Here is a 23076-nt window from a genome sequence, read left to right on the forward strand (position 1 = left end):
ATAGGGCTTCGCGCAGGGTCATGGAGAACCATCTACCCCAAAAGGGGTATACCGGTCAAGTCTGGGAGCGGTATAGTCTTTTCCCGGGGGTAAGGGGTCTTTCCATAAGCATCCTTTTATCCCGGGCCTCCCGGATGCCGCTTGTGCCTGGCTTCACGGCCCCTTACCCTGGAGGGAACCATGACCGAGACCAAGGACCTCACCGCCCTTTCGGTGAACGCCATCCGCTTCCTGGCCATCGACGCGGTGGAAAAGGCCAAAAGCGGCCACCCCGGCATGCCCATGGCCATGGCCCCCCTGGCTTACCTGCTCTTCCGGGAGGCCATGCGCCACAACCCCCAAGACCCCACCTGGCCCAACCGGGACCGCTTCGTCCTCTCCGCCGGGCACGGCTCCATGCTCCTTTACGCCACCCTCCACCTCACGGGCTATGACCTCCCCCTGGAAGAGCTCAAACGCTTCCGCCAGTGGGGCTCCAGGACCCCGGGCCACCCCGAGTACGGCCACACCCCGGGGGTGGAGGTGACCACCGGCCCCTTGGGGCAGGGCATCTCCACCGCGGTGGGCATGGCTTTGGCGGAGAGGAAGCTGGCCGCGGAGTTCAACCGCCCAGGGTACGAGGTGGTGGACCACTACACCTACGTTTTGGCCTCGGATGGGGATCTGATGGAGGGGGTTTCCGGGGAGGCCAGCTCCTTGGCCGGCCACTGGAAGCTTTCTAAGCTCATCGTTTTCTGGGACGACAACCGCATCTCCATCGACGGTTCCACCGACCTAGCCTTCAGCGAGGACGTCCTGGCCCGCTACCGGGCTTACGGCTGGCAGACCCTCCGGGTGGAGGACGCCAACGACCTGGCGGCGTTGCGCCACGCCCTCCACCTGGCCCAGCTGGACGAAAGGCCCTCCCTCATCGCCGTGCGCAGCCACATCGGCTTTGGCTCTCCCAAGCAGGACTCCCACAAGGCCCACGGGGAGCCCCTGGGCCCAGAGGCGGTGGAAGCTACCCGGAGGAACCTGGGCTGGCTCTACGCCCCCTTTGAGGTGCCGGAAGAGGTGTACCGGCACATGGACATGCGGGAGAAGGGGAGGGCCTGGCAGGAGGCCTGGGAGAGGGTCCTCGAGGCCTACGCCCGCGAGTACCCTGACCTTCACGCCGAACTCCTCCGCCGCCTGAAGGGGGACCTTCCCTCCCTCCCAAAGGAGCCTCCTGTCTTTGAGAAGCCGGTAGCCACCCGGGCGGCCAGCGGCAAGGCCCTGGACGCCATCGCCCCCGGGATGCCGGAGCTTCTGGGGGGAAGCGCCGACCTCACCCCTTCCAACAACACCCAGGCCCAGGGGATGCAGGACTTTACCCCGGAGAACCCCACGGGCCGCTACCTGCACTTCGGGGTGCGGGAGCACGGCATGGGCGCCATCCTGAACGGGCTCAACCTGCACGGGGGCTACCGGGCTTACGGGGGCACCTTCCTGGTCTTCTCCGACTACATGCGCCCCGCCATCCGCCTGGCGGCCCTCATGGGTACCCCTACGGTCTTCGTCTTCACCCACGACACCATCGCCCTGGGGGAGGACGGTCCCACCCACCAGCCCGTGGAGCACCTCATGAGCCTCCGGGCCATGCCGGGCCTTTGGGTGATCCGCCCCGCCGACGCCTACGAAACCTTCTACGCCTGGCAGGTGGCCTTGAAGCGGAAGGAAGGCCCTACCGCCCTCATCCTCACCCGGCAGGCGGTGCCCCTTCTCACCCCGGAGAAGGCGAGGGGGCTCCTCCGGGGCGGCTACGTGCTGGAGGATGCGGAAAGGCCCGAAGGGGTGATCGTGGCCACGGGAAGCGAGGTGCACCTGGCCTTGAAGGCCAAAGCCCTCTTGGCGGAAAAGGGCCGCCGGGTGCGGGTGGTGAGCCTGCCCTCCTTTGAGCTCTTTGAGGCCCAGCCCGAGGCGTACCGGAAGGAGGTGCTTCCCCAAGGCCTCCCCACCCTGGCGGTGGAGGCAGGGGCGACTTTGGGCTGGGAGCGCTACGCCCAGAAGGTGGTGGGCCTGGACCGCTTCGGGGCCAGCGCCCCTTACCCCGAGGTCTACGAGAAGCTGGGCTTTACCCCGGAGCGGGTGGCGGAGGCCTTGGAAGAGCTCCTATGAGGTTTCGGGTGGACCCGCTTCCCCGCCCCGGTGCTTACGGGGGCGCGGCCATCGTGGTGGATGTCATCCGGGCCACCACCACCGCCGCCCTCTACCTCAAGGCTGGGGCCACTGCCCTGGTTTTGGCCCGGGGAGTGGAGGCCGCCCGGGCCTTGCGCCAGGATGGGGAAATCCTGGCCGGGGAGGTGGGAGGGCTTCCCCCAGAGGGGTTTGACCTGGGCAACTCCCCCCGGGAGGTGGATGGGGTGGTGGGTAAGGTCGTGGTCATGGCCACCACTAACGGCACCCGGGCCGTCCACGCTGCCATGGGAGCCAGGTGGATCCTTTTGGGGTCCTTGCAAAACGCCCGCGCGGTGGCGGAAAGAGCGGTGGCAACGGGAGAGGAGGTCCACCTGGTCTGCGCGGGCAAGGAGGGTCAGGTGGCCCTGGACGATCTCTACGCCGCTGGGGTCATAGGCAGGCACCTCCAGGCCCTAGGGTTTTCCCCCGAGGGGGAGATGGCCCACCTGGCCCTCTGCCTTGCGGTAAACCGGCCCCTTCCGGTCCTTTCCGTGAGCGAAGCCGCCCAAGCCCTGGTGCGGGTGGGCTTGGGGGAGGATGTGGCCGAGTGCGCCCGTGTGGACGTGCATGGGGTTGTCCCGCGCTTCTTGGGGATGCGGGGTGAGGGCATGGTCTTTGGAGGTTAGGGGGAGGGATGCTGGCCACCTTGCGGGAGGTTTTGCCGGAAAAGGGCCGGGCGGTGGGGGCCTTTGACGTGGTGGGCCTGGAGTGGGCGGAGGCCATCCTGGAGGGAGCGGAAACCCTCGGCCTTCCCGTCATCCTCAGCGTGGCCCCCCACCTGGGGGGGCTATCTTTAAGGGCCCTGGCTCCTGGGCTTAGGGTTTTGGCGGAAGAGGCCGGGGTGCCCGTGGCCCTGCACCTGGACCATGGGGAAAACCTGAGGGAGGTGGTGGAAGCCTTAAGGCTCGGGTTTACCAGCGTGATGCTGGATGGAAGCCACCTGCCCCTTCAGGAGAACATCCACTTGACCCGCCTGGCGGTGGAGGTGGCCCGGGCCTATGGGGCCACGGTGGAAGGGGAGGTGGGGGCGGTGCCGGGAGGCTACGGGGGGGAGGTTTCCCAGGAACCGGTGGCCTACACGGTTCCCGTGGAAGCCAGGCGCTACCTGGAGGAAACCGGGGTGGATGCTTTGGCGGTATCCATCGGCACCCGCCACGGCCTGCACAAGGGGCCGGTGCGCCTGAACCTGCCCCTTTTGGAGGAGCTGGGCCAGCTTCCCGTGCCCCTGGTCTTCCACGGGGCCTCGGGCCTGAGCCCGGAGGCGTACCGGGCCTTGGTGGCGAGGGGGATTCGCAAGATCAACCTGTACGCCGACCTGGCCCTCGAGGCGGCCTCGGTTCTCAGGAAGGTGGAAGCGGAAGACTACCTGGGCCTGATGGCGGCCATGAAGGAGGGCCTCAAGGATTTGGCCATGGCCCGGATGCGCCTATGGTGGGGAAGCTGAGGGCCCTTCTTTGGGATTTGGATGGCACCTTAGCGGAAACCGAGGAACTCCACCGGGAGGCCTTCAACCGGGCCTTTGCCCACTTTGGCCTTCCCCTTTACTGGGACCAGGAAACCTACGCCCGCCTCCTTTGGACCACAGGGGGCAAGGAGCGCCTGAAGCGGGCCCTAGAGGAAACGCCCGGGGCGCCCTCGCTTTCTTGGGAGGAGATCGACGAGTTCCACGGGTACAAGACGGACCTCTACTTGCAACTTTTGCGGGAGGAAGGGATTGTGTTGCGCCCGGGGGTGCGCCGCCTCCTTGCTGAGGCCCGGGAAGCGGGGGTAGCCCTGGTCCTTTGCACCACTACCAGCCCGGAAAACGCCGAGGCCTTCTTGGAGGGCGCGGGGCTTAGGGGGTGGTTTTCCTTGGTCCTGGCGGGGGATGTGGTGCCAAGGAAAAAACCAGATCCCAGCATCTACCTCTTGGCCCAGGAGCGCTTGGGTCTAAAACCCCAGGAGGGGGTGGTGGTGGAAGATTCCCGCAATGGCCTCTTGAGCGCCTTAGGGGTTGGTTTCCCTGTGATCGCTACCCCAAGCCTCTACACCCTGGACCAGGACTACCGGGAAGCCGCTGTGTTGCTCCCCCACCTGGGGGAACCGGGGAATCCGGCGCCTGTGCTTCAAGGACCAAGGGCGGGGGAGAGGGTGGTGGTGGACCTTTGCTACCTGGAGGCGGTGAGAACGTGGTGGAGCACCTGATACTCTTCAACGCGGAGGCGAGCCCTGAGGAGGTGCGGGGGATGGTGCGGAAAGCCCAGGAGGTCCTCCTAAAGATCCCCGGGGTTTGCGGGTTGCGCTATGGGGAGGCCCTTTCCAAGGGCGCCCGTTACCGCTATTGGCTCTCCATTCTCTTTGAGGGACCGGAGGTGGTTCCCTTCTACCGGGATCACCCCTTGCATGTGGAGTTCGCAGACACGGTCTTTCGTCCCATGGCCCAGGACCGGATCACCACCGATTATCTGGTGTTGACGGAGGTGTTATGCGGCAAATGACCCACCGGGAGGCGGAGGCCAGGGCGCTTAGGATTCTGGTGGACGGCTTGGGAGAAGGCTTGGTCTTGGAAGGGGAAGGAGGCTACTATGCCCTTTACTACCTTTACGCCTGGTACGGGCGCAAGGCCCCGGACCCGGACGAAACCCCAGACTGGGTGGAGGGGCCAAAGCCTTCTCCCGAGGGGTTCCGTAGCCCCTACGATCAGGCCCGATGGTTGGAGGACAACGGGTATGCTTCATTCATCAATGAGTCTAAATAGGAGGCGCGCATGGACTACTCCGAAATGCCCTACCAAGAGGCCAAAAGGCGGGCAGTGAAGGTGCTGGAAGATGGCTATGGGGACGCCGTGGTCTTGAAGGATGACCATGGCTACTGGGCTCTTTACTACCTCTATGGTTTCCAGTCCCCACCCCCCGGGGCCTTGCCCCACTGGATGGAGGGGCCTTTCCCCGAAGAAGGGGGCATTCGCTCCCCCTACCAGATGCAAAAGTTTTTGGAGGAGCAAGGGGAGTTCACGTACCTCAATGACGTAGACTAGCCCTGTGAAGCGGGACGCCTTCCGGGTTCTCCAGGTTACGGAAACTGTTATTTACCTCTTCGCGGGCTTCCTCATCGCCGCCGGGGCGGCGGTCTTGCTCCTTTCCACCATGGTGGAAGGGATGCGCCACCTCTTAGATGGAGGGTACAGCGAGGTGGCCTTGGCCCTCCTGGACAGGATACTTCTGGCCATGATGCTGGCCGAGATACTCTATACCTTGTTGCGCTTTGCCCGGGAAGGGACCATAGAAGCCGTTCCCTTCTTGGTCATCGGCATCATCGCCGCGGTGCGCCGGGTCTTGGTCCTCACCGCGGAGGCGGTGGAGAAGTTCGACCTGGCGGACCCCGCTTTCCTGGCGGTGTTGGCTGAACTTGGCCTCTTGGCTTTCCTGGTGGTGGCCTTCGCCCTGGCCATCCGCCTGGTCAGGCCTTCAGCAGGTCAATGAGGGCTTGGGCCGCCGGGTTGGCTACCGCCTTGGGGTGCACCAGCCAGAAGTAGCGCCGTATCTCTCCCACGGGCTCGGAGAGGCGCAAGGCCCGGAGGTTGCCCACCTTCAGGTTGGGCTGGACCACCACCCGGCTCACGATCCCCACCCCGGCCCCTGCCAGCACTAGGCGCTTGGTGACCTCGTTGTTGTCGGTGTAGAAGATGGGGTTGAGCTCCAGCCCCGCCTGTTCAAAGGCCCGCTCCAAAGCCCGCCAGGTCATGGAGCCGGGCTTGCGCACGATCAGGGTTTCCTGGGTGAGCCAATCCGGGGGTATGGTTTCCCGCTTAGCCCAGGGGTGTTCCGGGGGCACGATGAGGACCAGCTCGTCCTCGTAAAAGAGGTGGCGCTCGTACCCCTCCCAGTGCTCCACCCCTTCCAGGACGGCGAACTCCACCTCGCCCATCCGCAAGCGTTCGGCCAGGCGCTCGGAGGAACCGCTTTCCACGTGCACCCGGACCCCGGGATGAGAATCGTGGAAATACCGTAAAAACGCCGGGAGCACGTAGGTGGCCATGGTGGTGGCGGCTCCCAGGGTGATCTCCCCCAGCTCCAAGCGTCCCATGGCCTGGGAAACCCGCTGGAACTCCTCCAGGGCCTGCACCACCCGCCTGGCCTCGGGCAAGAGGGCCTCTCCTACCCGGGAAAGCACCAGGTGACGCCCCTGGCGCTCAAAGAGGGGATGGCCCACCTGCTCCTCGAGGGCCCTCAGGTACTGGCTCACCGCGGGCTGGGTGATGCCCAGGGCCAAGGCAGCCCGGCCCACCCCGCCCTCCTCCACCACCGTCACGAAGACCCGTAATGCGGCAGGGTTCGGGAGTTTAGCGTTTTTAGATATGAGCATGGACTTATGGTAGTCCCGAAAACATATGATTGCAATAATAAGAGACCCCTCCTAGGGTAAGCGTATGGCTATGCCCACGCGCAACCTGGGCCTGGACCTCATGCGGGCCACTGAGGCCGCCGCTCTGGCCTCGGCCCGCCATGTGGGCCGGGGCGACAAGGAGGGGGGCGACCGGGCAGCGGTGGAGGCCATGCGCCTTCTCCTCAACAGCCTGGACTTCCGCGGCCGGGTGGTCATTGGGGAGGGCGAAAAGGACAAAGCCCCCATGCTTTATAACGGCGAGGTTCTGGGCCAGGGGGAGGGTCCTTCCTGGGATCTGGCGGTGGACCCGGTGGAGGGCACGAGGCTTTTGGCCCTGGGCCGTCCTGGGGCCATCAGCGTCATCGCCGCCGCTCCCGAGGGGGCGCTCTTCAACCCGGGACCAGGCTTCTACGCCGCCAAGCTGGTGGTGGGGCCTAGGGCCAAGGAGGCCATCGACCTCCGGGCCTCGGTAGCGGACAACCTCAAGGAGATCGCCCGCGCCCTGGGGAAAGAGGTGCGGGAGCTCACGGTCTTCGTCCTGGACAAGCCTCGCCACCAGAGGCTCATCGAGGAGATCCGCCTGGCCGGGGCCCGCATCAGCCTTCAGACCGACGGGGACGTGGGCGGGGCCCTGGCCGCTGTCTTGCCGGACACGGGCATTGACGTCCTCATGGGCACGGGAGGCACCCCGGAGGGGGTCATCGCCGCCGTGGCGGTGCGGGCCCTGGGAGGGGGGATGCAGATGCGCCTGGACCCCCAGGGTGAGGAGGAGCGCTGGAACCTGGTGCATGCCGGCTACGACCTGGATAGGGTCTACACCTTAGAGGAGCTCTGTGCCGCGGAGGACACCCACTTCGCCGCTACTGGCATCACCGATGGTCCCTTCCTCCGGGGAGTGCGGTACGGGGCGCACCAGGCTTGGACCGAGAGCCTGGTGATCCGGGGAGCCACCCGCACCCTCAGGAAGGTGGAAGCCTGGCACCAGCTGGAGAAGCTTCGGGGTATCAGCCCCGTGGCCTACTAAGGAAGGAGGCAGCATGACGGACAAGAAGGCCATTTACAAGAAGGGCGGGGTGGTGGAGTACAAACAGATGGGCTACTGGCAGCCCGACTACGAGCCCAAAGAAACCGATACCATCGCCCTTTTCCGCATCACCCCCCAGCCGGGCATTGAGCCCGAGGAAGCGGCCGCGGCGGTGGCGGGAGAGTCCTCTACGGCCACCTGGACGGTGGTTTGGACCGACCGCCTCACCACCTTGGAGCGCTACCAGGCCAAGGCCTACCGGGTGGAGCCGGTGCCCGGCAACCCGGAGCAGTACTTCGCTTGGATTGCCTACGACCTGGCGCTTTTTGAGGAGGGATCCATCGCCAACATGACCTCCTCCATCATCGGGAACGTCTTCGGCTTCAAAGCGCTCAGGGCGCTGCGCCTCGAGGACCTCCGCATCCCTGTGGCCTACCTGAAAACCTTCAAGGGTGCTCCCCACGGCATCCCCGTGGAGCGGGACATGCTGAATAAGTATGGCCGCCCCCTCCTTGGGGCCACGGTGAAGCCCAAGCTGGGCCTCTCCGGGCGCAACTACGGCCGGGTGGTCTATGAGGCCCTGGCAGGGGGCTTGGACTTCACCAAGGACGACGAGAACATCAACTCCCAGCCCTTCATGCGCTGGCGGGACCGTTTCCTCTACGCCCAAGAGGCGGTGATGAGGGCGGAGGAGGTCACGGGGGAGCGCAAGGGCCACTACATGAACGTCACTGCGGCCACCATGGAGGACGTCTACGAGCGCCTGGAGTTCGCCAAGGAGATCGGCTCCATCATCGTCATGGTGGACCTCACCATGGGCTACACCGCCTTGCAGTCCGTGTCCAACTGGTGCCACAGAAACGGGATGATCCTCCACCTCCACCGGGCCAGCCACGCCACCTTCACCCGACAGAAGAACCACGGCATCAACTTCCGGGTCTTGGCCAAGTGGATGCGGATGCTGGGGGTGGACCACATCCACGCCGGGACCGCCGTGGGGAAGCTGGAGGGGGACCCCAACCTGGTGCGCGGGTACTACGACATCCTCAGGGAACAGTACGTGAAGGCTGACCCCGTGAAGGGCATCTACTTTGACCAGGACTGGGCCTACCTGCCCGCGGTAATGCCTGTGGCCTCGGGCGGCATCCACGCGGGCCAGATGCACCTCCTGCTTTCCCTCTTCGGGGACGACGTGGTCCTGCAGTTTGGAGGCGGCACCATCGGCCACCCCATGGGCATCCAGGCAGGGGCCACGGCCAACCGGGTGGCCTTGGAAGCCATGGTTAAGGCCAGGAACGAAGGCCGGGACATCCTGGCGGAAGGCCCCGAGATCCTCAAGAAGGCGGCCCAGCATTCCCCGGCCCTGGCGGCCGCTTTGGAAACCTGGGGCAGCGTCACCTTTGACTTCGCCTCTACCGATACCCCGGACGTGCTCTCCACCCCCACCAGCTAAGGAAAGGAGTTGAGAAAGATGCGGATCACCCAAGGTACCTTCTCCTACCTGCCCGACCTCACGGACGAGGAGATCCGGGCCCAGATCGAGTACATCATCCGAAACGGCTGGGCGGTTTCCATTGAGTACACCGACGATCCCAGCCCCTACAACGTCTACTGGAACATGTGGGGCCTGCCCATGTTTGACCTGCAGGATGCGGCGGCGGCCATGTACGAGTTCCAGAAGTGCCGCGAGGCCTTCCCCAACCACTACATCAAGATCAATGGCTATGACCCCTCCCCCATGTGGCAGGCGCAAAGGGTATCCTTCATCGCCCACCGGCCTAAGAAGGAGCCCGGCTTCCGCCTGCACCGGCAGTTGTGGAGCGACGGGCGCAGGCTCAAATACACCTTGGAGTCCTACGCCACCATGAAGCCAGAGGGCGAGCGCTACCAAGAGTAGCCCTAACCCTTAAGGGGTCCCGGCCTGGCCCGGGGCCCCTTGGCCAAACCAAGGAGGGTTATGCAGGAAACCCAAGGCCAAAACCTGGCGGTGGTGAAGAACCCCGAGATCGAGGCGGTGCTGGACACCCTGGACCGGGAGCTGGTGGGCCTTAAGCCGGTGAAGCAGCGCATCCGGGAGATCGCCGCCTACCTTTCTGTGGATAGGCTCCGCCGGGAGCTGGGGCTTACTGCCGATCGCCCCACCCTGCACATGGCCTTCGTGGGCCCCCCGGGCACGGGAAAGACTACGGTGGCCATGCGCATGGCCACCATCCTCCACAAGCTGGGCTACATCCGCCGCGACCACCTGGTGGTGGCCAGCCGGGACGACCTGGTGGGCCAGTACATCGGCCACACCGCCCCCAAGACCAAGGAGGTGCTGAAGCGAGCCATGGGCGGGGTGCTCTTCATCGACGAGGCCTACAGCCTCTACCGCGCAGAGAACGAGCGGGACTACGGCCAGGAGACTATAGAGATCCTCCTGCAGGTCATGGAGAACCAGCGGGAGGACCTGGTGGTGATCCTGGCGGGGTACAAGGAGCGCATGGAGGAGTTCTTCGCCCTAAACCCGGGGATGCGCTCCCGCATCGCTCATCACATCGAGTTTCCCCCCTATAGCGCCGAGGAGCTCTTCCAGATTGGCAAGCTCATGCTGGAACGGCAGGGTTACCGCTTCACTCAGGAGGCGGAGAAGGCTTTTTTGGAGTACTTGGAAAGGCGCATGCGCCTGCCTAACTTTGCCTACGCCCGGAGCGTGCGCAACGCCTTGGACCGCTTCAAGCTCCGGCAGGCTTACCGGCTTTATCAGAAGGCGGGGCCGGTGACCGCGGAGGAGCTCATGACCCTTACCGCTGACGACATCTATGCCAGCTCGGTGTTTAGGGAAAAGGAGGAAGAGGATGCCCCATAGGCCATTTATGTTAGGCATTGCAGGGGACTCGGGAGCGGGGAAGACCACCATCTCCGGCGGCATTGCCCGGCTTCTTGGGGTGGAGCGCACCACCAGCATCTGCGTGGACGACTACCACAAGTACGACCGCAAGCAGCGTAAGGAGCTGGGCATCACCCCTTTGAACCCCGAGTGCAACTACATGGACATCATGGAGCAGCACGTGCGCCTCTTGTCCGAAGGGGAGCCTATCCTGAAGCCCGTCTACAACCACTCCACGGGCACCTTTGACCCCCCGGTGTACGTCCCCGCGCCCCGGGCGGTGGAGGAGGAGGGGCGGCTCGTTCCCCGGGTGGTGGTCCTCGAGGGCCTTCTCACCCTCTACTCCCCCGCCCTCCGGGGCCGCTACCACCTTACGGTCTACCTGGATCCCGAGGAGGAGCTGAGGCGGGAGTGGAAGGTGAGGCGGGACGTGGCCAAGCGGGGCTACACCCCCGAGGAGGTGCTGGCGGACATCGAGAGGCGCATGCCCGACTCCCGGGCCTTCATCTGGCCGCAGAAGGAGCATGCGGATATCATCGTGCGCTTCTACCGCCCCGCGGGCTACGACCCGGAAAACCCCAGCACCCTGAACGTGCGTATCGCCCTAAAGCACACCCTGCCCCGCCTGGACCTTTCCGAGGTGCTTCACTCCGCCTACGAGGACGAGGCTTTAATCCGCCTGGAAACCCGGCGGGAGGCCGACATCCTGGACATCACCGGCAACGTGACCCCCGAGCAGGCCCAGGCCTTCGAGCGCATCATTTGGGAGCAGTTGGGGGCTCACGCAGAGCACTTTGACCCCGGCCTGGTGGGTACCTTCTGGGACAAGGCGGGGCAGAGCTACCCCCTGGCCCTGACCCAGCTCATCATCGCCTACTATCTGGTTAAGATGCGGGAGCTGGCCATTGAGCGGGGGCACCTGCGGGTGGCCTAGGGGGAAAGGATGCTCAAGTTCGCGCCCTCCATCCTCACGGCGGACCTGGCGAGGCTGAAGGACCAGATTCAGGAAGCGGAGGCGGCCGGGGTGGATTGGATCCACTTGGACGTGATGGACGGGGTTTTTGTCCCCAACCTCACCTTCGGGCCCCTTCTGGTGGAGGCGGTGCGGCGGGTCACCGCCTTGCCCTTGGACGTCCACCTGATGATCGTCCAGCCGGAGCGGTACCTGGAGGACTTCGCCCGCGCCGGGGCCGATGTGATCACTGTCCACTACGAGGCCACCCCCCACGCTCACCGGGCGGTGCAGAAGGTCAAGGAGCTGGGGAAGAAAGCGGGGCTGGCCCTCAACCCCGCCACCCCCCTCGAGGCCTTTGAGCCCCTTCTGCCCGAGCTGGACCTGGCCCTCCTCATGAGCGTGAACCCAGGGTTTGGGGGGCAAAGGTACATCCCCAGCGCTACGGGGAGGCTGAAGCGCCTCAAGGAGATGCGGGACCGGCTGAACCCGGCCTGCCTCATTGAGGTGGATGGGGGCGTGAACAAGGACACCGTGGCCGAGGTGTACCGGGCGGGTGCGGACGTGGCCGTGGCGGGGAGCGCCCTGTTCAACCCGCGCCCGGTGGCGGAGAACCTGAAGGAACTCAAGGAGGTGCTGTATGCCCTTGGTGGTCGGTAAGGAAGTACTGGACAAGGCGCGGCGGGAAGGCTATGCGGTTCCCAGCTTCAACACCAACAACTTGGAGATCACCCAGGCCATCCTCGAGGTGGCCGATGAGCTTCGGGCCCCGGTCTTCATCCAGGTTTCCGACGGGGCTCGGAAGTACGCCGGGATGGAGAACCTGGCCAACCTGGTGAAGGACATGGCCAGCCGCACCAAGGTGCCCGTGGTCCTCCACCTGGACCATGGGGCCGATTTCAAGATGGTGATGCAGGCCCTGCGGGCGGGCTTCACCAGCGTGATGATCGACGCCAGCCACCACCCCTTTGAGGAAAACGTGGCCGAGACCAAGAAGGTGGTGGAGGCGGCCCACGCGGTGGGGGTGAGCGTGGAGGCGGAGCTGGGGCGGCTTCAGGGCATTGAGGACAACATCCAGGTGTCCGAGGCGGAGGCCTTCCTCACCGACCCCGAGGAGGCGGAGCGCTTCGTGGCGGAAACGGGCATCGACTACCTGGCCATCGCCATCGGCACCAGCCACGGGGCCTACAAGGGTAAGGGCCGGCCCTACATCGACCACAAGCGCCTCGAGGAGATCAGCAAGCGGGTTTCCATCCCCCTGGTGCTCCACGGGGCCAGCGGGGTACCCACCTGGCTTAAGGAGAAGCTCTTGGCCACGGGGGCCGAACTCAAGGAGGCCACGGGCATCCACGACGAGGACATCAAGAAGGCCATCCCCAACGGCATCGCCAAGATCAACATCGACACCGACCTGCGCCTGGCCATGACCCTGGGCATCCGCGAGGTGGTGCTGGGGAACCCCAAGGAATTCGACCCCCGGAAGATCATCGGCAAGGGGAGGGAGTACCTGAAGCAGGTGATCCGGGAGAAGTTCGAGCTGATGGGGACCGTGGGCCGGGCCTAAGCCCCCCTCGTAGATCCCAAGGGACCCTCAGTAACAAAACCCCGCCCGTGCGGGCGGGGGTTTTGGTCGGGGAGGCCGGATTTGAACCGACGACCACACGCACCCCAAGCGTGTGCGCTACCAGGCTGCGCTACTCCCCGGCGCGCAAAGGTTAGTCTAGTGCCCTCTAAGGCCCCCGTCAAGTAGACTCGGGGACATGGAGATCAGGGACCTGAAAAGCCTGGCCCGCTTCAGCCCGGAGAAGATGGCCAAGATCCCGGTGTTTGAGTCCGAGCGCATGTTCTTTGACCTCTACGCCCTCCTTCCGGGGCAGACGCAGAAGGTGCACGCCCACGAGGGCTCGGACAAGGTCTACTACGTCCTGGAAGGGGAGGTGGTGGTGAGGATTGGGGAGGAGGAGGCCCTTTTGGTTCCAGGGATGGCGGCTTTAGCCCGGGCGGGGGAGGCCCACGGGGTGCGCAACGAGTCCGCCAACCCCGCCCTCCTCCTGGTGGTCATGGCCCCTAAGCCCTGAGTTTTCACAAGGCCTTCAAGCGCCCGGCCTAGCCTAAAAGGGATGGTCCAACCCCGCCTGCCCGCCGACCTGGGGTTTCTCGGGCACCTGCTCCAGCGCTACCCGGTGCGTTTGGTGTTCCGGGGGGAGGTGCTTCCCGAGGGCCCGGTGCAGGGGGAGAAGCTCTTGGAGGAGGGGGAGCTGGCCCTTTACTGGGAAGGTCCTCCCCCGTCCAAGGAGGTCCGGGAGACCCTTGGCCTCCTCCTGCGGGCCTTCCGGGAGGTCTTGGAGCTTAGGGAGCGGGAGCTCGCCCTCCTGAAGAGCCAGGAGGAGGGGAGCCGGCTTTTGGGGCTTCTTCTTCACGAAACCAAGAACCCCTTGATGAGCGTGCTGGGCGCTTTGGAGCTGGCCTTAGAGACCAAGGGGTTGCCGGAGGAGGCCAAGGAGCTCCTGGGCATAGCGGAGAAGAGTGCCCGGCGCATCCAGGAGCTCTTGCAGAAGGCGCGGGAGTACCTGCGCCTGGGGCAGGGGGTGCGGCTCAAGAGCGAGCGGGTGGACCTGAAGGAGCTTCTGCGCCAGGTGGCAGAGGAGTTGAGGCCCGTGGCGCGGCGGAAACGGGTTTCCCTACGGCTGGTCTTGCCCCGGCGGGAGGCTTGGGTGTACGGGGACCGGGAGTGGCTGTATCAGGCGGTCCTCAACGTGGTCAACAACGGGGTGAAGTACACGCCCGAGGGGGGGCGGGTGGTCCTGCGCCTTCTGGTGGGCCAGGACCAGTATGGGGTGGCGGTGTCCGACACCGGTCCCGGCATCCCCGAGGAGGAGCAGGCCAAGGTCTTTGAGCCCTTTTACCGGGCTTCCACCCGCGGGGAGGTGGAGGGGACCGGCTTGGGCTTGGCCTTGGTGAAGCGGGTCCTCGAGGCCCACGGGGGGGAGGTCCGGCTGAAAAGCCGCCTGGGGAGGGGAAGCACCTTCCTCCTCCTTCTTCCAAGGCCCAAGCCGGGCCAGCGGGCCCCGGTGGGCCGGCTTCTCCTCCTCATGGTGGCCCTTATCGCCCTGGCCCGGTTACCCATCTTCCCTGCTCCCTTGGGTTCCAAGGCCTTCGGGGAGGTGCCGGCGGGGGAGGTGGTGCGGCTTAGGGGCCTGGAGCTGGCCTTCAGCCCCGAGGCCAAAGGGGAGGCCCAGCGCTGGCGGAGCCTTTGGGGCGGAGGGGAGCGGGTTCGGGTGGCGCTGGAAGCGGGCGGGGTGGAGGCGGTGCGGGAGGGGCAGGTGCCCCTAGCCCTCATCACCCCGGAAGGGGAGGTGCGGCCCACGGGCACCCACCTGCGCCTTTCCCGGGAGGAGGCCGCCCGGGTTTCCCTCTACCGGGGGAAGGTGGCCTTGGGCCAGGAGCCCCTGCCCGCCGGGGAGGGGGCGGTCCTGGGCCGGGGGGTGCGGAGGAAGCTCCTCCCTGCGCCCCTGGTGCGCCCGGTCCTGGGAGCGGAGGGGGAGGTGGTCTTCCGCCTCCTCCTACCCGAGGGGGCGAAGGGGTTCCGGGTGGAGGTGGCAAGCGGGGATCGGGTGGTCCTCTCCGCCAAAGGGGAAGGGGGCTTCTTCCGCTACCTACCCCAGGCGGACCGCTTGAGCCAGGTGCGGGCCATGGCCCTGGATGAGGTGGGCCTCGAGGGCTACCCCTCGGACCCCGTGCCCTTCCGGGAGCGGAGAAGCTTCTACGAGGGCCGGAGGCGGCTTCCCCAGGACCCTGCGGGGGCGGAGGCCTACCTGCGGAAGGCGGTGGACGCCTTCCCCGACGACGCCGAGGCCATGGGGGAGCTGGCCTTCGCCCTCTACCTCCAGGGCCGCCACGCCGAGGCCAAACCCCTGTTTGAGCGCTCTTTGGCCCTTCTGGATAGCCCCGACACCCGGGTGCGCTACGGTAGGCTCCTTTACCACATGGGTCGCTATGCGGAGGCGGAGGAAAGCTACCGCCGGGTGCTGGCCCAGGACCCTGGCAACCTGGACGCCCGCTGGGGCCTGGCGGAGGTGGTCTTGGCCTTGGGCCGGGCCAAGGAGGCGGAGGTGTTGGCGCGGCAGGTCCTGGCCGTGGCCCCGGACTATCCCTTGGGCCGCTTCACCCTGGCCAAGGCCCTCTTGGAGCAGGGCCGGGTGGAGGAGGCCAAGGGGCTTTTGCAGGAGGAACTCCGCCGCGCCCCCAACGAAGAGGTGGCGGCCCTCTTAAGGCGGCTTCCCTGAGGGTAGAATGGGCCGGGTGGCGCGGGTCTTAGTGGTGGAGGACGACCCCACGGTGGCCCGGGTGCTGGAGCTGGCCTTACGGCGGGCAGGCCACGAGGTAGCCCTGGCCCGGGACTTCCTGGGGGGCCTCGAGGCGCTGGGCCAGGACTGGGACGCCATCGTCCTGGACCTGAACCTCCCCGGGGGGTTCGGCCTAGACCTCCTCCGCCACCTGCGCCAGAAGCTGAAGCGGATCACCCCGGTCCTCGTCCTTTCCGGGCTCAAGCAGGAGCGCACCGTGGTGGAGGCCCTGCAGCTGGGGGCCCAAGACTACCTCACCAAGCCCTTTAGCCCCCAGGAGCTGGTCCTCCGGCTGGAGCGGCATGTGGCGGCGCGGTGAAAGGCTGTACGCCCTGGTGGTCTTCGGGGTGGTGGCCTTGGAGGCCCTGGCCCTGGGGGTTTTGGTGCTCAGCTTCACGGGGCGGCTTCTGGGCCTGGTGGGGTCCGGGGCGGTTTTCCAAAGCCTCCTCCAAGGCCTCGCCCTCACCGCCTTGGCCCTGCTGGTGCTTTCCGCCTACGTGCTCCTCTACCACGCCTACACCGCCTGGCGGGAGGTGGGGGAACACAAGGCCTCCACCGCCTGGCTGGACCGCTTCACCGAGGCCCTCTTTGCCGGGGAACCTCCCCCTCCACCTCCTTGGCCCGCGCCTGCCCTACAGGCCCTGCTTTCCCTTAGGGAGATGCTGAAGGGGGAGTTCGCGGACACCTTGACCGAGTGGTTGCGCCAGGGCCTGCCCCGGTGGGCCCGGGTTCTCAAGAGCCGCTTCGCCTCTAAGGCTGCCCGTCTGGAGGCCCTGGACGCCCTGGCCCAGGCCCGGCTTCCCGAGGCCCTGCCTTTGGTCTTGCCCTACCTGGAGCACCCGGACCCCGTGCTGCGACTGGCGGCGGCCCGGGCGGGAGCCCGGCTGGCCCAAGGGGAAGGGGTGGCCCTCCTGGCCGAGGCCCTGCGGAAGGCGGGCTTGCCTCGAGGGGCCTTGCTGGAGGTGCTTTTGCTCCTGGAGGACCGAGTGCTCCCGGTGGTGGAGCGTTTCTTGGTGGCTGGGGAGGAGAAGGAGCGCTGGGCGGCTTTGGAGGCTATAGGCAGGCTACGCCTGCACGCTTTTGTACCCCAGGTGCTGGACTTCCTGGAAAGCCCTGACCCTGAGCTGAAGGCCGCGGCCCTGCGGGCGCTTTACCGCTTGGGCTACCCTCCGGAAGGCCATGAGGAGGCGGTGCTCTCCGCCCTTTTGGCCCCAGAGGAGTTCCTGCGCCTCCACGCGGTCAGGCTGCTTCCCCTTTTGGGCGGTGCCCTAGCCCGTAAGGGGCTCTGGCGGGCCCTTTCCGATCCCTCCTTCTACGTGCGGAAGGCGGCGGCCGAAGGCTTGCGGGCCTTGGACCCCGAGCTTTTGGAGGAGGCGGCGGCGGTGCACCCCGACGCCTACGGGAGGGCGCTGGCGGCCCAGGTTCTGCGCGGGGCGTGATGGACGCTTTCCTCTGGCTCCTCTTCGCCTACCAGGTCTTTGTCCTCTACTACTTCGCCGTGCTGAATTTCCTCTATGCCTTCTTCGCCCTCTACGGCCTGGGATCGGTGGCCCGCTATGCCCGGGAGCTTTCCGAGCTCTCCTTGAAGGACCTTTTGGAACGGGAAGCTTACCTGCCGGTGTCCATCCTGGTCCCCACCTACAACGAGGAAAAGACCATCGCCGCTTCCGTGCGCTCGTTCTTGGCCCTGCACTACCCGGAGTTTGAGGTGGTGGTGGTGGCCGACGGGCCCAAGGACCGCACCCTGGAGGTGCTCAAGGAAGCCTTCCGCTTGGTGCCGGTGGAGGTGGTGTACCGCCGGGTACTTTCCAGCAAGCCCGTCCGGGGGATTTACCGCTCCACCCTTTACCCCAACCTCGTCGTGGTGGACAAGGAAAACGGGGGCAAGGCGGATGCCCTGAACGCCGGGCTCAACCTGGCCCGCTACCCCCTCTTCTGCAGCGTGGACGCGGACAGCCTTCTGGACGCCCAGGCCCTCCTGCGGGCCAGCCGCCTCTTCCTGGAAGACGAGGGCGTGCTAGCGGTAGGGGGGACCATCCGGCCCTTGAACGGGGCGGAGGTGCGGGGAGGCGTGGTGGAGGCGATGCGCCTTCCTCGAGGCTTCCTGGAGAAGATGCAGATCGTGGAGTACGCCCGTGCCTTCTTCCTGGGGCGGGCGGGGTGGAGCGCTTTGAACGCCCTCCTCATCATTTCCGGGGCCTTCGGCGTCTTCCGGCGGGAGGAGGTGCTGAGGATCGGAGGGTACCGAACGGACACCGTGGGGGAGGACATGGAGCTGGTGGTGCGCCTGCACCGCCGCGCCCGGGAGGAGGGCCGGGAGTACCGCATCCCCTACACCCCCGATCCCATCTGCTACACCGAGGTGCCTGCGGACTGGAAAACCCTCCGCCGCCAGCGCAACCGCTGGCACCGGGGGCTTTGGGAGGTGCTCTGGTTCCACCGGGGCATGCTCTTCAACCCCCGGTACGGGCGCTTGGGGCTCCTGGCCATGCCCTACTTCTTCCTCTTCGAGGGCCTGGGCCCGGTGGTGGAGGTGCTGGGCTACCTTTTGTTCCCCGTTTTCCTCCTCCTGGGCTTGACCAACCTGGACTTTGCGGCCCTCTTTCTCCTATTGGCCCTGGGCTACGGGGTGCTCTTGTCCCAGCTGGCGGTGGGCATGGAGACCCTGCTCTTAAAGCGCTATCCCCGCCTGCGGGACCGCCTTTGGCTCCTCTTCCTGTCCCTCCTGGAAACCCTGGGCTATCGGCAGGTGCTGGCCTTTGAGCGCTTTTTGGCCACCTTCCAGGTGTGGCGCAAGCGGGGGGTGTGGGGAGAGATGCAGAGGAAGGGTCTAGAGCCTGCCCAGGCGGAGGGCCGCAAGGAGCCTTAGGCAAAGGGAGAGGAGGATGGGCAGGTGGTAGGGGCTTGGCCCCCAGCCGAGGCCCGCCACCTTGGCCGCCAGGAGGCTCCCCGCGATGCCCCCAAGGCCCAGGGCCAGCCAGAAGAGGGCCAGGTAGCCGTTCCTGGCTTCCCTGGGGGCTTGGGCCAAGGCGGCGTTGACCAGGGCGGTGCCCAGGCCGCTCCAGGCCAGGGCGTCGGCCAGGGCGGAAAGCCAGATGGGCCAGGGGAAGCCCTCCGACCCCAGAAGCCAAAGCCCTGGCATCAGGGCGGCCGCCAGGCTTGCCCCGCGGAGGACGATCCCGTGCCCCTTTTGGTCGGCCAGGCGGCCCCACAGGGGGCCGAAGAGGAGGCCGCTGGTGGCGGAGATCACCGTCCAGAGGCCCACCTCGGTCATGGAGAAGCCCCCCACCCGCACGAAGTAGGGCACCACGAAGGGGCCGCCCACCATCACCGCTCCGTACCACAGGAGGACCAGCCCAGGTAGCGCCGGTAGGCCCGGTCCCGCCAGGCAAGGGCCAAGGCGGCCCGGGCGGGGGGTGGAGGGGTTTCTTGGGGTTCGGTTTGCCAGCGCAGAAGGAGAACGGAAAGAAGCCCTGCCGCCACCCCCAGGAGGAGGACCGCCTGGTAGCCCAAGGGGGGTGGCAGGCGGTCGGCCACCTGTCCTCCCAGGAGGTTGCCCAGGGTGCCCACCAGGCCCAAGAGGGCGTTCCGGAAGCCGAAGTAGCGCCCCCGCTGCGCCTCGGGTACCAGGTCGGCCATCCAGGAGAGCCAGACCACCCCCACGGGGGCGGCGAGGAGCTGGGAGAGCCCAGCGAAGAGAAGCAGGAAAGGCACCCGCAGGCTTTCCGGCAACAAGGCGGCAAAGGCGGCGGGCAGGAAGAGGAGGCGGGAGAGGAGGTTGAGGCGTACCGCCAGGGCCTTGCGGCTTCCCCGGAGGAAGAGGGCCAGGGGGGCGAGGCGCTGGGCTAGGAAGGGCAGGGCTCCCAGGAGGGCCAGGGCCTGGGGCGAGGCGCCCAGGGCCAGGGCGTAGCCGGTGACCATTACCCCCGTGCTCCAGTTGAGGAAGAGGATGGCCAAGACGCCTTCCCATATGGAGAGCTTTAGGGAGCGCTCCGGTTCCACCCCATGATTATCCTTGAACCCGGTAAAATCTCCCCCATGGAGACCGCCATCACCCGCATGCTGGGCATCCGCTACCCCATCGTGGCCGCGCCCATGTTCCTGGTTTCCGGAGCCAGGCTCCTTCAGGCGGTGGCTGAGGCCGGGGCCATTGGGGTCATTCCCAGCCTCAACTTCCGCACCCACGCCGCCTTCCGGGAGTTCCTGGAGCACTTTCCCCAAGGGGTGCCCTTCGGGGTGAACCTCATCCTGAAAGACAACCCGCGCCTAGGGGAGGACCTCGAGGCCGTGGCCGAGCGCAAGGTGCCCCTGGTGGTCACCTCCTTGGGCGATCCCACCCCGGTGGTGGAGCGGGTCAAGGCCTACGGCGGGGTGGTCTGGTGCGACGTGGTGGGCCTGCGCCACGGCAGAAAGGCGGTGGAAGCCGGGGCCGATGCCCTGGTGGCGGTGGCCGCGGGGGCCGGGGGGCATGCCGGGATGGTGAGCCCCTTTGTCCTCGGGCCCTGGCTCAAGGAGGAGCTGGGCGTACCTGTGCTCATCGCGGGGGGCATCGCCACCGGCCGCCAGCTTCTGGCGGCCTTGGCCCTGGGGGACGGGGCTTACATCGGCACCCGCTTCATCGCCACCTTGGAGTCGGAGGCGCCTTTGGAGTACAAGGAGGCCCTCCTCCGGGCCACCCCTGAGGACATCCAGTACACCCCCGAGGTGACCGGGGTGCCCGCCAACTTCCTCCGGGAGTCCTTGGAGCGCTTCCGCCAGGGCGGGGGCAAGGCCTGGAAGGAGGTTTACTCCGCTGGACACGGGGTGGCCTTCATCCGGGATCTCCCTTCCGCCAAGGAGGTGGTGGCCCGGCTGGTGGCCGAGTACCAGGAGGCCAAGCAAGCCCTGCCCTGAGCCGGTATCCTGAGCAAGGTCGCCGGGGACGCCCCCGGGCCTTTTCCTGAGGTGCCATGCGCACGTGGCTGGCCTTTCTCCTTTTTTTCGGCCTGGGGCTCGCCCAGTATGACCTGGTGGTCTACGGGGCCACCCCCCAAGGGGTGACGGCAGCCGTGGCCGCGGCCCAGGAGGGCCTCAAGGTGCTCCTCCTGGAGCCCGGGCGAGGGGTGGGAGGGGTCCTCACCCAGGGGTGGTTGGCCACCTTGGACCTGGCCAAGGACAAGGAGGGCCTGCTCCAGCGGGGGCTTTTCCTGGACTTTTACCGCCGCATTGGGGAGGAGGCTTCCTTTGACGTGAAGCGGGCAGAGGAGGCCCTTTTGGCCATGCTGCGGGAGGCCGGGGTGGAGCTACGCCTCGAGGCCCCCCTGGACCGGGTGGAGGTGGACGGGGGCACCGTGGTGGCCCTGGCTACCCCTGGGGGCCTTTTCCAGGCCCCCTACTTCGTGGACGCCACCGACACCGCCGAGCTGGCTTTCCGCGCCGGGGCCGGCTTCACCCTGGGACGGGAGGACACGGGCCTGGACCGGCGGAGCATGGCCGCTACCTTGGTCTTCCGCCTGGAGGGGGTGCCCTGGGGGGCGGTCTTTTTGGCCCTGAACTACGAGGGGCAGGTGCGGCGCACAGGGGCAGGGGCCTGGGGGCGAAGCGGCTGGGGTTTCGGGGAGCTGGTGCGGGGGTACGTGCCTTCCGATCCCAGCCGCTACGCCCTCCGGGGCCTCAACCTGAGCCGCCAAGACGATGGAAGCCTCCTGGTGAACGCCCTCCTCCTCTTCGGGGTGGAGGGGGCGGATCCTTTGAGCCTGGAGCGCAAGCGCGTGGAAGCGGCCCTCGAGGCCGAGCGGGTGGTGGCCTACCTGCGGGGGAAGGATCCCCTCCTCTTTGGCACCGCCCACCTGGCCGGGGTGGCCCCTAAGTACCCCGTCGTGGCGCAAGCCACGACGGGGTACTTAAAAGGCTCCTTGGGCCTTTCTGAACCCGTTCTCCTGGGGGATTTTTTGGCCAACCTGGAGCACTACTACCGGGCAAAAGGTCCTGAGGAGCGCCTCAGGGTGGTGCTGAAGGCCAGGGAGCTTTTCCGGGAGGAACTGCAAAAGCCCTTGAAGCGGCTCACCTTGAATCAGCTCTTGCAGGCGCTGGGGGAGGGCAGGCTTTCAGGTGCCGATCCCGTGACCCGGGGGGAGGCGGCCCTTCTCCTCTACCGGCTTCTGCCATAATGGTCTAAAGTGCTAGCCATCTTGCTCCTCCCCGAGTTCTCCGAGCTGGAGGCGGCCCTAGCCCTCGAGGCGGCCAAGCGCCTAGGCCTTCCCGCCTATACCGTGGCCAAGGGCCGCAAGGGAACCCCGGCCCTGGCAGGCTCCGTTTGGACTCCCACCTACGCCTTCCCCGCAGCCCCACCCCCGGAAGTCCTCCTCATCCCGGGGGCCAAAAGGCCAGGCCGGATGGCCCGGGATCCCTCCTATGTGGCCTTTGTGGAGGAGATGTGGGAGGGATTAGAGGCGGTGTTTTTGGGCTTCAACGCCCACCTCTTCCTGGCGGAGGTGGGCCGGTTGCCTCCCCGGGTGGCGGCCACGGCCGAGGTGGCCCAGGCCTTGGCCAAGCAGGGCTACCAGGTGGCGGATGGTTCCTTCCACCGGGAGGCCAAGGTCTATACCACCCTGGGGGGATTGTCCCTGCTTAAGGCTTTAGAAGATTGGGCGCAAAAAGCGATTGAGCTTTGAGTTTATACGGTAGTACACTACCCCCATGACCGCGAGGGAGTATCAGAAAAAGCGGCGCCGGGAGCGCATCTTTCAGGCGGCCATGGCCCTTTTTCGCCAGCAGGGCTTCCGGGAAACCACCGCCACCGACATCGCCAAGGCCGCCCACGTGTCCCGGGGTACCTTCTTCAACTACTACCCCTACAAGGAGGCGGTACTCCTGGAGTACGGAAGTCTCCTGTTGGCGGACCTTCGGGGTGAGGTTAGGCGTCGGCTTGCCCAGGGGGAGGATCCCCTGGCCCTTTTGCGCTACCTCTTCGGGAGGCTTGCGGCCTTTACCCAGGCGGAGAAGGATCTCCTCTTGCCTCTCCTCTATGAGCTGTTAAACCCCGACCCCATCCGGGCCAAGGCGGCCTTCATGGCCCTGCCTTTGGGGGACCTGATCGCCGAGGTCCTAAAGCCTTTGCGGGATAAGGGGGTGGTGCGGCAGGACCTTTCCTTGGAACGCATGGGCCGCACCTTGGCCGATCTTTACTTCCTTGCCGCCTTGCGCTGGGCGGCCTATACCCCTAACCGGGACTTCGGGGGGGAGGTGGAGAAATCCTTGTCCTTGGCCCTGGAGGGGATCCTGGCCCGCAGCCAGCCCGCCCAGGTTTCCAGGAAATCCCCCAAAGCCAAGGCTTAAGTACCCC

The 23076-nt window shown here is 66.4% G+C and carries 25 protein-coding genes, 1 tRNA gene and 1 pseudogene; 24 read left to right on the forward strand and 3 right to left on the reverse strand.

Translation table 11 applies throughout. The features are described from left to right. Nucleotides 1–180 precede the first annotated feature (180 nt). The 8 genes from tkt to L1088_RS04400 are packed head-to-tail and all read left to right on the forward strand — an operon-like array spanning nucleotide 181 to nucleotide 5657. A complete protein-coding gene (gene tkt, locus L1088_RS04365; protein WP_234553891.1) occupies nucleotides 181–2136 on the forward strand; it encodes a transketolase in 1956 nt (651 codons plus the stop codon). Then, nucleotides 2133–2822 (forward strand): 2-phosphosulfolactate phosphatase, encoded by a 690-nt coding sequence (locus L1088_RS04370; RefSeq protein ID WP_234553892.1) that lies wholly within the window; start codon nucleotides 2133–2135, stop codon nucleotides 2820–2822. Before tkt ends, L1088_RS04370 begins: the two co-directional genes overlap by 4 nt. Before the next feature lie 8 nt (nucleotides 2823–2830). After that, nucleotides 2831–3640: a class II fructose-bisphosphate aldolase gene (locus L1088_RS04375; RefSeq protein WP_234553893.1), complete on the forward strand. Its 810-nt coding sequence runs from the start codon at nucleotides 2831–2833 to the stop codon at nucleotides 3638–3640. Continuing rightward, nucleotides 3625–4380 (forward strand): HAD-IA family hydrolase, encoded by a 756-nt coding sequence (locus tag L1088_RS04380; protein WP_234553894.1) that lies wholly within the window; start codon nucleotides 3625–3627, stop codon nucleotides 4378–4380. Before L1088_RS04375 ends, L1088_RS04380 begins: the two co-directional genes overlap by 16 nt. Then, nucleotides 4368–4673, forward strand: coding sequence for a Dabb family protein (locus L1088_RS04385; RefSeq protein ID WP_234553895.1), 306 nt, complete (start codon nucleotides 4368–4370; stop codon nucleotides 4671–4673). The genes L1088_RS04380 and L1088_RS04385 overlap by 13 nt, the downstream gene beginning before the upstream one ends. Further along, nucleotides 4661–4933: a hypothetical protein gene (locus L1088_RS04390; RefSeq protein WP_038045509.1), complete on the forward strand. Its 273-nt coding sequence runs from the start codon at nucleotides 4661–4663 to the stop codon at nucleotides 4931–4933. The genes L1088_RS04385 and L1088_RS04390 overlap by 13 nt, the downstream gene beginning before the upstream one ends. A gap of 9 nt (nucleotides 4934–4942) precedes the next feature. Beyond that, nucleotides 4943–5212 (forward strand): hypothetical protein, encoded by a 270-nt coding sequence (locus L1088_RS04395; RefSeq protein ID WP_234553896.1) that lies wholly within the window; start codon nucleotides 4943–4945, stop codon nucleotides 5210–5212. A gap of 4 nt (nucleotides 5213–5216) precedes the next feature. Next, a complete protein-coding gene (locus L1088_RS04400; protein ID WP_038045516.1) occupies nucleotides 5217–5657 on the forward strand; it encodes a phosphate-starvation-inducible PsiE family protein in 441 nt (146 codons plus the stop codon). On the opposite strand, the gene L1088_RS04405 is transcribed toward L1088_RS04400, so the two are convergent. Further along, entirely contained in the window at nucleotides 5635–6540 is a 906-nt protein-coding gene (locus L1088_RS04405; protein WP_038045518.1) for a LysR family transcriptional regulator, read from the reverse strand. The genes L1088_RS04400 and L1088_RS04405 overlap by 23 nt on opposite strands. Before the next feature lie 70 nt (nucleotides 6541–6610). Between L1088_RS04405 and glpX the strand changes: the two genes are divergently transcribed. From glpX to fba, 7 genes are read left to right on the forward strand one after another with little or no spacing between them, the layout of a single operon-like run. Next, a complete protein-coding gene (glpX, locus tag L1088_RS04410; protein ID WP_234553897.1) occupies nucleotides 6611–7585 on the forward strand; it encodes a class II fructose-bisphosphatase in 975 nt (324 codons plus the stop codon). Between the two features lie 13 nt (nucleotides 7586–7598). Continuing rightward, complete coding sequence (locus L1088_RS04415; RefSeq protein WP_234553898.1) at nucleotides 7599–9038, forward strand: form I ribulose bisphosphate carboxylase large subunit; 1440 nt, start codon at nucleotides 7599–7601, stop codon at nucleotides 9036–9038. A gap of 18 nt (nucleotides 9039–9056) precedes the next feature. Continuing rightward, nucleotides 9057–9482 carry a ribulose bisphosphate carboxylase small subunit gene (locus L1088_RS04420; protein ID WP_234553899.1) on the forward strand — a complete coding sequence of 142 codons (426 nt, stop codon included), beginning with the start codon at nucleotides 9057–9059 and terminating at the stop codon, nucleotides 9480–9482. A 60-nt stretch (nucleotides 9483–9542) separates the two neighbouring features. Beyond that, nucleotides 9543–10433, forward strand: coding sequence for a CbbX protein (cbbX, locus tag L1088_RS04425; RefSeq protein WP_234553900.1), 891 nt, complete (start codon nucleotides 9543–9545; stop codon nucleotides 10431–10433). A 7-nt stretch (nucleotides 10434–10440) separates the two neighbouring features. Further along, entirely contained in the window at nucleotides 10441–11388 is a 948-nt protein-coding gene (locus L1088_RS04430) for a phosphoribulokinase (protein WP_234553901.1), read from the forward strand. Between the two features lie 9 nt (nucleotides 11389–11397). After that, on the forward strand, nucleotides 11398–12066 hold the full coding sequence (gene rpe / locus L1088_RS04435; protein WP_038045532.1) for a ribulose-phosphate 3-epimerase: 669 nt from the start codon (nucleotides 11398–11400) through the stop codon (nucleotides 12064–12066). Then, nucleotides 12047–12970 carry a class II fructose-1,6-bisphosphate aldolase gene (gene fba / locus L1088_RS04440; RefSeq protein WP_234553902.1) on the forward strand — a complete coding sequence of 308 codons (924 nt, stop codon included), beginning with the start codon at nucleotides 12047–12049 and terminating at the stop codon, nucleotides 12968–12970. The genes rpe and fba overlap by 20 nt, the downstream gene beginning before the upstream one ends. Nucleotides 12971–13033: 63 nt before the next feature. Here fba and L1088_RS04445 read toward each other — a convergent pair. Then, nucleotides 13034–13110: transfer RNA gene (locus tag L1088_RS04445), tRNA-Pro, on the reverse strand. A gap of 56 nt (nucleotides 13111–13166) precedes the next feature. Between L1088_RS04445 and L1088_RS04450 the strand changes: the two genes are divergently transcribed. From L1088_RS04450 to L1088_RS04480, 5 genes are read left to right on the forward strand one after another with little or no spacing between them, the layout of a single operon-like run. After that, entirely contained in the window at nucleotides 13167–13484 is a 318-nt protein-coding gene (locus tag L1088_RS04450; RefSeq protein ID WP_234553903.1) for a cupin domain-containing protein, read from the forward strand. A 42-nt stretch (nucleotides 13485–13526) separates the two neighbouring features. Further along, complete coding sequence (locus tag L1088_RS12425) at nucleotides 13527–15692, forward strand: ATP-binding protein (RefSeq protein WP_267961029.1); 2166 nt, start codon at nucleotides 13527–13529, stop codon at nucleotides 15690–15692. A 7-nt stretch (nucleotides 15693–15699) separates the two neighbouring features. After that, the gene (locus L1088_RS04470; RefSeq protein ID WP_438948059.1) at nucleotides 15700–16071 is read left to right on the forward strand and encodes a response regulator transcription factor; all 372 of its coding nucleotides are present in this window, start codon (nucleotides 15700–15702) and stop codon (nucleotides 16069–16071) included. Next, on the forward strand, nucleotides 16055–17191 hold the full coding sequence (locus tag L1088_RS04475) for a HEAT repeat domain-containing protein (protein ID WP_234553905.1): 1137 nt from the start codon (nucleotides 16055–16057) through the stop codon (nucleotides 17189–17191). The genes L1088_RS04470 and L1088_RS04475 overlap by 17 nt, the downstream gene beginning before the upstream one ends. Continuing rightward, nucleotides 17191–18621, forward strand: coding sequence for a glycosyltransferase family 2 protein (locus tag L1088_RS04480; RefSeq protein ID WP_234553906.1), 1431 nt, complete (start codon nucleotides 17191–17193; stop codon nucleotides 18619–18621). The genes L1088_RS04475 and L1088_RS04480 overlap by 1 nt, the downstream gene beginning before the upstream one ends. On the opposite strand, the pseudogene L1088_RS04485 reads toward L1088_RS04480, so the two are convergent. Next, a pseudogene (locus L1088_RS04485) lies at nucleotides 18583–19754 on the reverse strand (MFS transporter). The gene L1088_RS04480 and the pseudogene L1088_RS04485 sit on opposite strands and share 39 nt — an antisense overlap. Before the next feature lie 36 nt (nucleotides 19755–19790). Between L1088_RS04485 and L1088_RS04490 the strand changes: the two are divergent. From L1088_RS04490 to L1088_RS04505, 4 genes are read left to right on the forward strand one after another with little or no spacing between them, the layout of a single operon-like run. Further along, nucleotides 19791–20645 carry an NAD(P)H-dependent flavin oxidoreductase gene (locus tag L1088_RS04490; protein WP_038043405.1) on the forward strand — a complete coding sequence of 285 codons (855 nt, stop codon included), beginning with the start codon at nucleotides 19791–19793 and terminating at the stop codon, nucleotides 20643–20645. 56 nt (nucleotides 20646–20701) lie between these two features. Next, nucleotides 20702–21901, forward strand: coding sequence for an FAD-dependent oxidoreductase (locus tag L1088_RS04495; protein WP_234553907.1), 1200 nt, complete (start codon nucleotides 20702–20704; stop codon nucleotides 21899–21901). A gap of 9 nt (nucleotides 21902–21910) precedes the next feature. Beyond that, nucleotides 21911–22405: a DJ-1/PfpI family protein gene (locus L1088_RS04500; RefSeq protein WP_038041638.1), complete on the forward strand. Its 495-nt coding sequence runs from the start codon at nucleotides 21911–21913 to the stop codon at nucleotides 22403–22405. Between the two features lie 25 nt (nucleotides 22406–22430). Then, nucleotides 22431–23069, forward strand: a complete 639-nt coding sequence (locus tag L1088_RS04505; RefSeq protein WP_234553908.1) for a TetR/AcrR family transcriptional regulator — start codon at nucleotides 22431–22433, stop codon at nucleotides 23067–23069. Nucleotides 23070–23076 lie beyond the last annotated feature (7 nt).

It is taken from the genome of Thermus caliditerrae, from assembly GCF_021462525.1.
Taxonomy (GTDB): domain Bacteria; phylum Deinococcota; class Deinococci; order Deinococcales; family Thermaceae; genus Thermus; species Thermus caliditerrae.